Source organism: Xanthomonas sp. NCPPB 4467, from assembly GCF_041475665.2.
GTDB lineage: Bacteria > Pseudomonadota > Gammaproteobacteria > Xanthomonadales > Xanthomonadaceae > Xanthomonas > Xanthomonas dyei.
In genome coordinates this window covers 5,242,965-5,255,703 of the sequence record NZ_CM191260.1, presented here as the reverse complement: position 1 = coordinate 5,255,703, position 12,739 = coordinate 5,242,965, and the positions used below count along the sequence as shown (strand labels likewise).

General features: G+C 66.3%; 12 protein-coding genes. 2 read left to right on the top strand and 10 right to left on the bottom strand.

Going from position 1 to position 12,739, the window contains the following annotated elements; all coding sequences use genetic code 11:
* Nucleotides 1-262: 262 nt before the first annotated feature.
* The 6 genes from ACCQ06_RS22965 to ACCQ06_RS22940 are packed head-to-tail and all read right to left on the bottom strand — an operon-like array spanning nt 263 to nt 4,380.
* The gene (locus ACCQ06_RS22965; RefSeq protein ID WP_316689628.1) at nt 263-1,324 is read right to left on the bottom strand and encodes an MlaA family lipoprotein; all 1,062 of its coding nucleotides are present in this window, start codon (nt 1,322-1,324) and stop codon (nt 263-265) included.
* A 10-nt stretch (nt 1,325-1,334) separates the two neighbouring features.
* Nucleotides 1,335-1,628: an STAS domain-containing protein gene (locus ACCQ06_RS22960; protein WP_058563564.1), complete on the bottom strand. Its 294-nt coding sequence runs from the start codon at nt 1,626-1,628 to the stop codon at nt 1,335-1,337.
* Nucleotides 1,618-2,280, bottom strand: a complete 663-nt coding sequence (locus tag ACCQ06_RS22955) for an MlaC/ttg2D family ABC transporter substrate-binding protein (protein ID WP_104617322.1) — start codon at nt 2,278-2,280, stop codon at nt 1,618-1,620. Before ACCQ06_RS22955 ends, ACCQ06_RS22960 begins: the two co-directional genes overlap by 11 nt.
* The gene (gene mlaD, locus ACCQ06_RS22950) at nt 2,277-2,828 is read right to left on the bottom strand and encodes an outer membrane lipid asymmetry maintenance protein MlaD (protein ID WP_104617323.1); all 552 of its coding nucleotides are present in this window, start codon (nt 2,826-2,828) and stop codon (nt 2,277-2,279) included. Before mlaD ends, ACCQ06_RS22955 begins: the two co-directional genes overlap by 4 nt.
* 8 nt (nt 2,829-2,836) lie before the next feature.
* Complete coding sequence (locus tag ACCQ06_RS22945; protein ID WP_104617324.1) at nt 2,837-3,586, bottom strand: MlaE family lipid ABC transporter permease subunit; 750 nt, start codon at nt 3,584-3,586, stop codon at nt 2,837-2,839.
* Complete coding sequence (locus ACCQ06_RS22940) at nt 3,586-4,380, bottom strand: ABC transporter ATP-binding protein (protein WP_104617325.1); 795 nt, start codon at nt 4,378-4,380, stop codon at nt 3,586-3,588. Before ACCQ06_RS22940 ends, ACCQ06_RS22945 begins: the two co-directional genes overlap by 1 nt.
* Nucleotides 4,381-4,789: 409 nt before the next feature.
* Between ACCQ06_RS22940 and ACCQ06_RS22935 the strand changes: the two genes are divergently transcribed.
* Nucleotides 4,790-5,077, top strand: coding sequence for a DUF6916 family protein (locus tag ACCQ06_RS22935; RefSeq protein ID WP_228325329.1), 288 nt, complete (start codon nt 4,790-4,792; stop codon nt 5,075-5,077).
* Between the two features lie 20 nt (nt 5,078-5,097).
* Here ACCQ06_RS22935 and ACCQ06_RS22930 read toward each other — a convergent pair whose 3' ends face one another.
* From ACCQ06_RS22930 to ACCQ06_RS22915, 4 genes are all read right to left on the bottom strand, one after another.
* A complete protein-coding gene (locus ACCQ06_RS22930; RefSeq protein ID WP_316689625.1) occupies nt 5,098-5,655 on the bottom strand; it encodes a GNAT family N-acetyltransferase in 558 nt (185 codons plus the stop codon).
* Between the two features lie 4 nt (nt 5,656-5,659).
* Complete coding sequence (locus tag ACCQ06_RS22925) at nt 5,660-6,196, bottom strand: phage tail protein (RefSeq protein WP_104617328.1); 537 nt, start codon at nt 6,194-6,196, stop codon at nt 5,660-5,662.
* Nucleotides 6,197-6,258: 62 nt separating this feature from the next.
* Nucleotides 6,259-6,786, bottom strand: a complete 528-nt coding sequence (locus ACCQ06_RS22920; protein ID WP_228325327.1) for a phage tail protein — start codon at nt 6,784-6,786, stop codon at nt 6,259-6,261.
* 67 nt (nt 6,787-6,853) lie between these two features.
* The gene (locus tag ACCQ06_RS22915) at nt 6,854-7,399 is read right to left on the bottom strand and encodes a phage tail protein (protein ID WP_104617330.1); all 546 of its coding nucleotides are present in this window, start codon (nt 7,397-7,399) and stop codon (nt 6,854-6,856) included.
* Nucleotides 7,400-7,697: 298 nt separating this feature from the next.
* Between ACCQ06_RS22915 and ACCQ06_RS22910 the strand changes: the two genes are divergently transcribed.
* Nucleotides 7,698-12,461, top strand: a complete 4,764-nt coding sequence (locus ACCQ06_RS22910) for a putative Ig domain-containing protein (RefSeq protein ID WP_372365905.1) — start codon at nt 7,698-7,700, stop codon at nt 12,459-12,461.
* Nucleotides 12,462-12,739: the final 278 nt, after the last annotated feature.

Sequence of the window (12,739 nt, the reverse complement as noted above, 5' to 3'; positions counted from 1 at the left end):
TAACGGCGGCCAGTCATCTTTTGCGCTCACCGCCGGTGCGCAGCCGCTGCCCGGCACCGGCATACACCACCTGTGCGCTCCGGTGCCGAGCGCACGACTGACGACTACTTGCCGAGTGGTGTTGGCCGCGCTAAAAACACGCAGCGATCGAGGCGGCCGCGCCGGACACTGGCGCACGTCATCATCTGCATGTTTTTCGCAAAGCAAAAAGCCCGGGATCGCTCCCGGGCTTTTGCATGCAGGTCACACCACAGCTCGCCGATCAACGTACCCAGTTGGGGATCGGCATCGCATCCACCGGTACCGTGCTGTCCTTGTCTTCGCGCAGATAATCCGGCAGCTGGTTGTTCTTGTCGCGGTGGCTGCGCAGATCGCGCACGATCTGGTAATTGCGGCGCTGCATCCAGGCATCGCGGGTCAGCGCGTATTCGTCCGGTGCCTGGTCGCGCAGCGAATCCAGCGACATCAGCTGCGAACGCGTGTCCACCAGCTGCAGGCCCTGCAGGGCGAAACGCGCGCCGCTGTCGTCGAGCTGGCGCAACGGCGACAGCGGAATATCGCCGCCCAGGCCGAAGGTGTCGCGCACGGTGCGTGGGCCGAACAGCGGCAGCTCGAAGTAACGCGAATTGCGCCAGCCCCACACGCCCAGGGTCTGGCCGAAGTCTTCGCTCCGCCGCGGAATCCCGGCCGCGCTGGCCGGGTCGAACAGGCCGGCCACGCCCAGGGTGGTGTTCATCACAAAGCGCCCCAGCGACTGCACCGCATACACCGGATGGCCCTGCAGCAGCTGGTTGACCATGGTCAACGGCGTGCCGAGGTTGTCGAAGAAGTTGGTCACGCCCAGGCGTGCCGGTTGCGGCACCACCTTGGTGTAGCCAGTGGCCAGCGGACGTGCCACGCCCCGGTCCACCGCCATGTTGAAGCGGTGCATGCCGCGGTTATAGCGCTCCCACGGGTCGTAGGCCGGTGCAGCGCCCGGCTGCGTCGGCGCACCGTCGGCGCCGGCCTGCGGCGTGGCCGTGCCATACAGCGCAGCGAAGTCGTCTTCGGCTGAAGTAGGTGCACCTGCGGTTCCGGTGCCGGCATCGCTGCCGGCAGCGGACTGTGGGGCAGGCGCAGCGGCCATGCTGGCAGGCACCGCGTCGGGCGCGGCGAAACCGGCGGCGGCCGGTTGCGCGGTGACTCCGGAATCGTCACGCACTGGTGTTTCGGTGCTGGGTGCGGTATCGGCACTGGCCGACGGCGGTGCCGACTTCGGCGCGTGGCTGGCGCAGGCGCCCAACAACAGGCAGGCCAGCAAGGGGAGGGTGCGTAACTGGGTCATGGCGTGGCGCTCAGGCCTGAAAATCGAGAGTGGGAGACAAGCGATAGGCGGCGCGCAATTCGTCCAGACCGGACGCCTCGCCCACCACCGCCGCAGTGCCGTTGCCGCGCAACCGCGCGGCCAGTTCGGCCAGCATCGCAACGCCGGCACTGTCCAGGCGTTGTACACCTGTCAGGTCGAGCGTGCGCACGCCATCGAGCTGGGCGATCGCCTGCGGCCAGGCCGCAGTGACCGCCGCACGGTCGAGCACGCCGGTCAGCGCCAGCGTGTCGCCGTTGCGTTGCACGGTGCTGTTACTTGCCATTGGCCGGTGCCGCACCGACCTGCAGGTTGCCGCTGCGCAGATCGGCGGCGACCTTGGCGATGCCCTTCTCGCGCAACGGGCCATCGAACTGGGTCTTGAAGGTCTGCACGTAGGAAATGCCTTCGATCATCACGTCGAAGATCTTCCACTGGCCGCCGCTGTTGCGCATCAGGTAGTCGACCGGGGTCGGGTCGTTGCCGGCGCGCAGCAGGTCGGTGGAGACCTTGACGCCGCGGTTGCCCGGCAGCGCGCTCTCGGACTTGGCGCGGAAGGTCGGTTTGCCTTCGAAGTTGAGCAACGCGGTGCCGTAACGCTGCATCAGGTTCTCGGCCAGTGCGTCGGCAAACAGCTTGATGTCCGCGTCCGAGGCGCCACGGCCGTGCACGCCCAGCACCAGACGGGCCGAGTAATCGCGGTCGAAGGCCTTGTTCAATTCGCCATTGATGTACTGACGCAGCGCGGCCGGGTTGCTACGGAACTCGGCGCGGCGCTGGTCCAGCGTGGTCAGGATGCGGGTGCTGCTGTCGATGACGGTCTTGGTGGCCGCGCCTTGCGCAGGCGCGCTGGCGGCGGCGGGCTGGGCCAGCACGGTGGCCGGTGCGCACACCAGCAGGGTCGAGGCCAGGATGGCGGAGAGCAGGTTGGTTTTCATTGGTGGTGAGGTTCCGTAGAGGGAGAAGCGGGCTGGGCAGGCGCCGGCGCCTGACCATCGGTGGCGGCCGGGGCATTGCTGCCACCACTCCCGCCACCACTGAACATGTACTTGCCGACCAGCTGCAGCAGATCCACGGCCGGCTGGGTAAAGCCGATCTCTTCGCCCGGCTTGAGCGTTTCCGGGTCGCCGCCCGGCTGCAGACCGATATAGCTCTCGCCCAGCAAGCCGCTGGTGAAGATGCCGGCCGAGGTGTCGGCGGGCAGATCCTTGTATTTGGTGTCCAGCGACAGCGTCACCACCGAATCGAACTTGGTCGGATCCAGGTTGATCTCGGACACCTTGCCGATGGTCACGCCGCCGATCTTCACCGGCGCCTGCGCGCGCAGCTGGCCGATCTGGCTGAAGCGCGCCGTCAGCGTGTACTGGCTGGCGCCGAAGCCCCAGCGCTGATTGGTCGAGGCCACCGCCAGCACCAGCAGCGAGGCCAGGGTCAGCAGCAAAAAGGCGCCAACGGCGAATTCGAGTCGTGGTCCACGCATGGCCATGGGCTATCTCACCTAAACAACATTGCAGAAAGGACGAAGTTGAACATCAGCACCAGCAGCGAGGCATTGACCACCGCGCGGGTGGTGGCGATCGAGGTGCCTTCGATGGTCGGCTCGGCATGGAAGCCCACATAGGCGGCGACCAGCGCGGCCGTGCCGCCGAAGATCGCCGACTTGAGCATCGCCACGCCGAAGTCGTCCCAGAAATCGACGCTGTTGCTCAGCCCCGACCAGAATGTGCCGTTGTCGATGCCCAGCACGTGGACGGCTTCGAAGTAGCCGCCGGTAATGGACAGCGAGCAGAACACGCCGGTCAGCAACGGCACTGTCAGCACCGCTGCCCAGAACCGTGGCGCCACCGCCTTGGCCACCGGGTCGATGGCCATCAGTTCGAGCGCCTTGATCTGGTCGGTGGCGCGCATCAGGCCGAGTTCGGCGGCGATCGAGCTGCCGGCGCGGCCGATGAACAACAGCGCAGTCAGCACCGGTGCCAGCTCGCGGTACAGCGACAGCCCCAGCAGCGTGGACAGCGCATCGGAGGCGCCGTAGGTAGTGAGCGTGCGGTAGCCCTGCAGCGTCAGCACCAGGCCGACGAAGGCGCCGCCCACGGCGATGATCGGTAGCGAGCGCGCACCGACCTTGTAGATCTCGCGCACCAGCTCGGCGATGAAATCGCGCGTCGGCAGCGAGCCGCGCAGCACGGTCAGCGAAAACAAGCCGGCGCGGCCGAAGGCGCGGATCGATTCAACCATGGCCATCAGGCAGCACTCCGGTCGCGGCGCGGTGCGGCATCGAAGGCGATCGGTCCATCGGGCTGACCGTGCAGGAACTGCTGCACCAACGGGTCGGTGCTGTCCTGCAATTGCGCCGGGGTGCCGGCGAACACGATGCCGCCATTGGCGATGACCACCGCCTGGTCGCAGATCGGCAGCGTCTCGTGCACGTGGTGGCTGACGATGATGCTGGTCAGACCCAGGCTGTGGTTGAGGCGTTGGATCAGGCTCATGATCACGCCCGAGGCGATCGGATCCAGCCCGGTCAGCGGCTCGTCATAGATCATCAACGGCGGGTCCAGCGCCAGCGCGCGCGCCAGCGCCACACGTCGCGCCATGCCGCCGGACAACTCGCGCGGCCACGCATCGGCGGCGGCGAGCAGGCCCACGGCGTGCAGCTTCATCTGTACCAGCCGCCGCAGCACCGGCGCCGGCAGGCGCGTATGCGTGCGCAGCGGCAACGCGACGTTATCGGCCACGCTCAGGTCGGTGAGCAAGCCGTTGCCTTGCAGCAATACGCCGACATTGCGGCGCACTTCCAGCAACGCCCGGCTGCCGTGCGGGATCGGGCTACCGAACAAGGTCACCGTACCGGCGACCGGGCGCAGTTCGCCGGTCAACGCCGCCAGCATCGTGGACTTGCCGCTACCGGAAGGACCGAGCACCGCAGTGATGCTGCCGCGCGGCACATCGAGCGAAACGTCGCGCAAAATCGTCCGCCCGCCGCGATCGATGCGGACACCGGACAACTGCACGACAGGAGAGGCGGACGCCGTCATCGAAGCCTTTAACAGAATTCCAACGCAATAGAGTAGCCGTCACACGGCTGAACATAACCGAACCGCTGCGTGCAGTATTGTCGCATTCATGCGGCAAGCGATGTGGCTGAGCATGTCGCCATCTGCGTAACAGCGTGTCCCGCAACGCAGTGACTGCCGCCCTGCATGGCATCGCTGTGCAACGTACGTCGCAGTAGGGAGCCCGAGCGTGCGCGATCGCCCGGAAGCGTTTGCGGTGTTTGCGCCGTCGCGGCGTTTCCGGCAGCCAGGGCTTGGTTCGATGGTCCTTGGCCTTTCTCTTTGCGATCTGTGTGATCTGTCGAGTGCGTCGCGTTGTTGGTATCGCCGTCTTGTGGTGTCTGCGCAAAAGACGCGACGATCCAGCTCCATCGTCGCCAAGGAATCATCCATGGAGTTGCTGACGCTTGAACACTTCGCCGGGAGTGTCAATGAAACCTTTGCTGCGTCCTTGAACGAGGGCGAGGTGCCGTTTGTCTTGGTAGAAGCGCGGCCGCTGCAGGACGCACGCAACACGCAACGCGCGCCGTTTTCGCTGTTGTTCCGCAATGGCTCGGCGTTTCTGTTTCCGCAGCAGACCTATCAGATGCGCCATGCGCGGCTGGGCGAGATCGGCATCTTTCTGGTGCCGGTGGCACGCGAGCGCGATGGGTTTCTGTATCAGGCCGTCTTTAATTGAGCGCGTTCAACTGAGCGCGTTCAACTGACCAGGTGATCGTGCGGATGCCAGTGCATCTGCAGATGTGTCTGGTTGCTGCGGCCTGCAACGAATCCATGGCGGACATACAGGCGCTGCGCGGCGGGATTGGCGTGCAGCACATGCAATGACAGCGCGCATCCCGCCTCGCGGGCGCAGGTCTGTGCGTGTGCAAGCAGGTGCGAACCGATCCCGCGGCCACGCCAGCCCGGCAGCAGGCTGATGTCGATCAAGGTGTGCTGAGGCGCTGTGCGATGTAGATAGAGCCGGCCGATGCGCGCATCGTTTGCCTCCACGATCAGAAAGTCGGCATCGGCAAAATACTGCCGGTAATGCGCGCGTTGCAGGCTGAATTGCTGGTGCAAGAACGCGCGCTTGGTCGCTTGCGGCCACGGCACGCAAGCAAGCTCGTCGCTGCGCGTGCTGGCGTACAGCGCCTGCAACCATGGCAGGTCGGCATCGCGTTCCGGACGCAAGACGACGGCCTGCGGACCAGACCCGACCGCAGGTTCGTGGCCTAACGCTGCTGTTGCTGCCGTGCTGGCAAGCCGCTTGGCCATGGCCTCAATCGAATACCGGGTAATCGCCCTGCAGTGCGATGCAGAAGTTCACTGCCAGATAGGGTTGCCGGTTCTCGTGCGCCAAGCCGTTGCCGGTGGGCAACAGCATGCTTGGGGAGAACTGCTTGTCCGGCGCGACTGCAAAGAACGGGCGCTCGGTGTTGACGTTCAGCGACGATAGGGCCGCTCCGCTGGCCGGCGTGCCCGTCTTTTTGGCCGGATCCGGCTGCGAGAACGCGTTGACGCCATGTTGGTGCACCGGGATCTGCGTGCTCAGCAGGCTTTCCGAGGCGGAGCCGAAGTTGCTGCCCAACGTGTGCGGGGTCAGGCCCGGTCCCGGACCTTGCTGGCAGCCGGCGCGCGCGGAGAAGTTCGGCAACTGGAAGGTGCTGGTGCCGTTGCCGCCATAAGCCGCCCCGAGCAGCGAGTACAGCGTGGTGTTCTGCGTGATCGGCAGGGTGGCGCCATTGCAGAACGCCCAGCCGACAGGATTGAAATCGAAGCCGAACAGCTGGATTTCGCCGATATAGGGTTCGGTCATGAACGGGTTCCTCCGGTGGAGCGGAAGCGGGCGCCGCGGCCTGATCGGCGCGGCGCGTGGGATCAGGCCTGCTGCGGAAAGATGCCGGTGGTGGCGATGCAGTACTGCACCGTCAGCGTCGGCATGAGGTTGTCGTGCGGTTGGTTGCCGCCAGCAAACGAGGTGCTCTGGGCGGACATCGCTAGCGTGGTCGCTCCGTTGACGTCGCTGGCATAGAACATGCTGCCGTTGACCGCCGCCGGCAACAGTCCGGCGGGTGCGGTGGCGGTCGCCGCGCTGGTGGTGGCCTGGGCGGTATGCGTGTGCGCCGGGATCTGCAGATCAATCAACGTCACCGTCTCGGTGCCGGAGCGCTGGGCGAGCACATAGTTGTTCAGCCCGGGACCTTGGCCCTGGTGGATCGGCACGCGGCCGCGCAGGTCCGGCACCCCGAATGTGTCGGTGCCATTGCCGCCGTAGACGGTACCAAGCAGCACGTACAACGTTTCGTATTCCGAGATCTGCAGCAGCGAGCCGTCGCAGGCCTGCCAGCCCTGGGGAGTGCGGCCGAAGCCGAACATGCGGATTTCGCCGATGAATGGAGTACTCATGAGATCCTTCCTGGTCGATGAGACGCCACGCGCAAGCTGCGCGCTAAGCGTCCGGATATGCGTGCGCCTAGCTGCGCGAGGGGAAGATCCCGTTCAGCGCGATGCAAAAATTGATCGTGGTGTACGGCTGCATATTCGGATGCGGCTGGTTACCGCCGCTATTGGCGACCGTGGCTTGGGACAGCGGCACCATCGCGCCAGCCGCGGCGTATAACGCGTGCGCGGTTCCCGTGGTGACGTTGTTGTTCGCGAACAGGCGGCCGGTCGGCACGCGGTTGTCGCCGTTGGCGCTGCTGCAATCCATCAGGTGGGTATGCGCGGGGAGATTGTCCGCCAGCAGCGTCACCGTCTCCGAACCGGCGGCCTGCCCCATCGGCATTGCCGGAGGCTGCCAACTCGGATCGGCCGACGGCCCGTAACCCATCGGCGTGCGTCCGCGCATATCCGGCAACGCGAACGTGCTGCTGCCATTGCCGCCAAAGCGGTTGCCAAGCAGGCTGAACAGCGCCTGGTTCTGATTGACCGGTAATAGCTGGCCGTTGCATTGCGCAAAATATTTGGGCGCAAAAACGAAACCGGTCAACATGATTTGACCGATGAAGAACTCGCTCATGCAGATCTCCCCGCGTAGTCCGCCGCCGAGCGAATGTCGGGGCTGCGGTACAGATACCTGCCGAGGGTGCGTACCACAAGCCACCAGTGTTCGAAACTGGAATGAAGTATTAATTTCTCATTCTTTAACTGGTAGTCAGTTCCTGTTCAAATAGCGCCGCAGTCCAACTGTATGTCCTAAAAGGCATCGCGTTGTGCTGATCTGAGGCACCAGGACCGATGCCGACGCCGGGGTGGCGTGCTTCTTTTGGGGAAAATTCATGTCTACGACTTTCACTGCCTTGGGCGGCGTGCGTCCCATGCTGCGTTTGCTGATGGCGTTGCTCTGGCTGGCGACGTCGCAGGTCTGTCTGGCTGCAGCCGGGCCCGGACCTGGACCCGCATGCCCGACTCCCCAAAGCGGTACCGTGAACTCGGGCGGCTCGGTGACCTTCGATGTCAGCGACTGCGACGGCACGTCTAACGTGGGCATGACCGATCCCGGCGTATCTCCGGCGCATGGCAGTTACAACCTCACCGGTCAGCTCGATGGCGCCGGTACCGAACGGGTGACATATACCAACAACGGTGATGGCGCGGCGTCGGACTCGTTCTACCTGATAGACGAGTACAACAACCAGATCGTCTTCAACATCACCATCACCCCGGCGATTACCGCTGGCATCGCGGTGAGCCCGGCCAGCCGCAACGAAGACAGCGGCGCATCGTTCACCTACACGGTGACCCTGAGCCAGACCAGCAGCTCGGCGACCACGGTGAACCTCACCCGCAGCGGCACCGCCACCAACGGCGTCGACTATACGGGCGCGGTGAACAGCATCGTGGTGCCCGCCAATACCGCTTCGGCCAGCTTTCCCGTCACCCCGGTCTCCGATACCACGTTAGAGGCCGACGAGACGGTGGTGATCAACGTGGCCAGCGGCACCGGCTATGGCGTCGGCAATCCGGCCAGCGCCACCGCAACCATCCTCAACGACGATCTGCCCACCGCATCGATCGCGGTGTCTCCCTCCAGCGTGGCCGAGGACGGCGCCACCAATCTGGTCTACACCGTCACGCTTGACCAGGCGCCGGTGAGCGCGGTGTCGGTGGCCTACAGCGTTGGCGGCAGCGCCACCTCGGGCACCGACTACGCGGCCGTGAGTTCGCCGCTGGTGATTGCCGCCGGCCAGACCACGGGCACCATCACCATCAACCCGACCGCCGACAGCACCGTCGAACCCGACGAGACCGTCGCCATCAGCCTGAGCGCAGGCAGCGGCTACAGCGTGGGCTCGCCCAACAGCGCCACCGGCAGCATCCTCAACGACGACCAGCCGTCGCTGTCGATCAACGACGTGTCCGTGAACGAGGGCAACGCCGGTACCACCAATGCCACCTTCACCGTGTCGCTGAGCCAGCCGGCCGGCGCCGGCGGGGTCAGCTTCGACATCGCCACCGCCGACGGTACCGCGACCGCAGGCGTGGACTACGCCGCTTCCAGCCTGACCGGGCAGACGATTCCCGCCGGCAGCAGCAGCTATACCTTCACGGTGCTGGTCAACGGCGACACGCTCAGCGAGCCCAACGAAACCTTTTTCGTCAATGTCAGTAACGTCGCTGGCGCCACGGTCAGCGACGCGCAGGGTCAGGGCACCATCGTCAACGATGATGCGCTGCCTGGGCTGTCGATCGACGATGTCAGCGTCAACGAAGGCAATAGCGGGACCACCACGCTCACCTTTACAGTGAGCCTGAGTGCGTCCAGCGGCCAGACCGTGTCGGTCAATTACGCCACTGCCGACGGCACTGCCATTGCCGGCAGCGACTATGTCGCCCGCTCGGGCACGCTGACCTTCGCGCCGGGTACGACCGCGCAGGGCGTGGCTGTCACCGTCAACGGCGACACGGCGGTCGAGCCCAACGAAACCCTGACCGTCGGCCTGTCCGGCGCCAGCAACGCGTCCATCGCGCGCGCCACCGGCACCGGCACCATCGTCAACGACGATGCGGTGGTCACCGTCGCACCGGCGACCCTGCCTGCCGCGACGGCAGGCAGCGCCTACAGCCAGACGGTGTCCGCCAGCGGCGGTAGCGCGCCTTATTCCTTCGCGATCACTGCCGGTGCGTTGCCGCCCGGGCTGATCCTGAGCGCTGCCGGCGTGCTGTCGGGCACTCCCACCGCCACCGGCAGCTTCAACTTCACGGTAAGCGCGACCGACAGCGGCGCCCCGACGACCGGAAGCCGCGCCTACACCCTGGTTGTTGCCGGTGCCAGCGTCACGCTTCCGGCGACCTCGCTGGCCGCCGGCACCGCCGGTCAGGCCTACACGGCGGCCATCACGCCGGCGAGCGGCGGCATCGCGCCGTATACCTATACGCTCAGTGCCGGTGCGCTGCCGGCGGGTATCACGCTCAACAGCGGCACCGCTGCGCTCAGCGGCACGCCCACGGCACCTGGCACCTACAACTTCTCCCTGACCGCTACCGACAGCACGACCGGTACGCCGTCCACTGCCACCCAGAGCTACACGCTGACCATCGCTGCGCCCACCATCGTGCTGGCGCCGACCACGCTGCCCGCTGCAACGCGCGGTACGGCGTACAGCCAGGCGTTGAGCGCCAGCGGCGGCACTGCGCCTTACAGCTACACGATCGCCGCTGGCGTGTTGCCGGGTGGCCTGACCCTGGCAGGCAACGGCACGCTGTCGGGCACGCCGACGGTGGATGGCACGTTCAACTTCACGGTTGAGGCGACCGATGCCAACAGCTTCACCGGGACGCGGGCGTATACGCTGACGGTGGCTGGCCCGACCCTGGTGCTGCCCGCATCCACCTTGCCGGCAGGCACCGCAGGGCAGGCGTATACGGCAGCGATCAGCCCGGCCACCGGCGGCACTGCGCCGTACAGCTATGCGCTGAGCGCTGGCGCGTTGCCGGCCGGCATCGTGCTGGACACCGCAACCGGTGGGCTGAGCGGCACGCCGACGGTGTCTGGCAGCTTCAACTTCACGCTCACCGCCTCCGACAGCACGCCCAGCCCTGCGGCGCAGGCCTCGCGCAGCTATGCGCTGACCATCGGCGCAGCCACGCTGGCGATCGGGCAGAACACGCTGCCGCCGGCCGTCGCGGGCACGGCGTATAGCCAGACGTTGACCGTGTCCGGCGGCGTGGCGCCTTACAGCTTTGCGGTGACCAGCGGCAGCTTGCCGGCCGGCCTGACCCTGGCCGCCAATGGCACGCTGTCGGGCACGCCCAGCGGCGAAGGCGTCAGCAACTTCACCATCGCCGTGACCGATGCCAGTGCCGCCAGCGCTGCGCAGGCCTATAGCTTCAGCGTGGTCGGCGCGGCTCCGGTGGCGGTTGCAGACACCGCCGCAACCATGGATGGCACCGCAGTGACGGTGGCGGTGACCGGCAACGACACCGGCACCATCACCGCGATCGCCATCACCACCGCACCCACCAACGGTACTGCCGTGGTCGATGGCCTGCAGGTGGTCTATACCCCGACCGCCGGTTTCATCGGCACCGACGTGGTGAGCTACACCGCCACCGGCAGTGGCGGCACCTCGGCGGCGACCACGCTGACCATCACGGTCAACGCGCGGCCGGTTGCGGTGTCGGTGACCGCAGAGGCAGTGCCCGGCGAAGCGCAGCAGGTGGATATCACCCGCAACGCCACCGGCGGGCCGTTCGTGGCCGCTGCGGTGGTCGCGGTGCTGCCGGCCTCCGCCGGTACCGCCACCATCACCCGTGTCGGTGGTGCCGCCACCGCATCGGCGGCACGCGCCTCCGGCCTGTCGCCGGCCGCCACCGCGATGGCCGAAGTGCCTACCTTCACGCTGACCTTTACGCCCAACCCGGCATTTGTCGGCCAGGCGACGGTGCAGTTCACCTTGTCCAACGCGTTCGCCACCTCGGCGCCGGCCAGCGTGGTGTTCAACATCGCACCGCGCCGCGACCCGAGCCAGGATGCGGAAGTGCGCGGCTTGATCGATGCGCAGTCCGAGTCCACACGGCGGTTTGCGCGCGCGCAGATCGACAACTTCCAGCGCCGGCTGGAGGCCACCCATCGCGGCGGCGGTAGCTTCAGCAACGCGGTGAGCTTCCAGCCCACCTCGCATTGCCGCCAGGCCGAGCGCGGTGTCAGTGCGCAGCCCTGCAGCCCGGACACGCAGGATGCCGATAACGACTTCCGCGATGCGCCGGCGGTGGCGTCCAGCGGCACCGCGCAGGCGCAGGGGCAGGGCGATCTGGGTCTGTGGATCGGTGGTGCGATCCGCTCGGGCAGCTTGAACCGGCAGGCCAGCAGCAACGGTGTGGACTTCCAGACCGACGGCTTGAGCGTGGGTGCGGATTACCGGGTGGCGCAGTCGCTGGCGATCGGTGCAGGCCTGGGTTGGGGCCGCGATGACAGCGACGTGGGCAACAACGGCAGCCATAGCAAGGGCAACGCGTACACCATGGCCGTGTATGCCAGCTTCCATCCGGGCAAGGCGTTCTTCTTCGACACCCTGGTCGGTTACCAGTTGTTGTCGTACGACCTGCGCCGCTATGTGAGCGACGATGGCTCGCTGGCCGAAGGCAACCGCGACGGCAAGCAGTGGATCGCCTCGCTGTCGACCGGTGCGGACCTGCAGCGCGACAGCCTGCAGATCACCCCGTATGCGCGGCTGGATGTGTCGCGCGCCACGCTGGACGGCTATAGCGAAGACGGCGTGGCACCGTTCGCGTTGCGCTATGCCGACATGGATGTGGCCACCACCACCGGTAATCTGGGCCTGCGTCTGGAATGGCGCCGCGAAGTGAGCTGGGGCCGCCTGACCCCGCAGCTGCGGGTGGAATACCAGCGCGACTTCCAGGGCCGTGGCGATGCCACCCTGAGCTACGCCGACCTGTCTGGCGGGCCGTTCTATCGCACCGGCCAGAGCGCGTTCGATCGCAACCGCTTGATGGTGGGCATCGGCGCGGCGTTGCTGACCGAACAAGGCCTGTCCACGCGACTGGAATACCGCGGCATCACCGACGGCGACAGCGGCAACGACCAGACCTGGATGATCAATCTGGAAAAGAAATACTGATCGCGCCACGCGCGCCGCAGTAAAGGCAACGCGATGGGCCGGGCACTGCTCGGCCCATCGCGTTTGTGGCGCGTACAGTCGTGGCAGGTAGAGCGCAGTGAGGTACTTGTCGCGTGCGGTTGGCTTACACATGCACACGGCAGGCGACACGTCGCGCGCAGCATGGCTCGCATGACGCTGCGTAGGCTGCGCGGCCGCAAGCGATGGCGACACCGATCCCTGCCACTGGCCGCGCTCGCCTGAGCGCAGTTGCCATGTTGCGGACACCACGTGTCGGC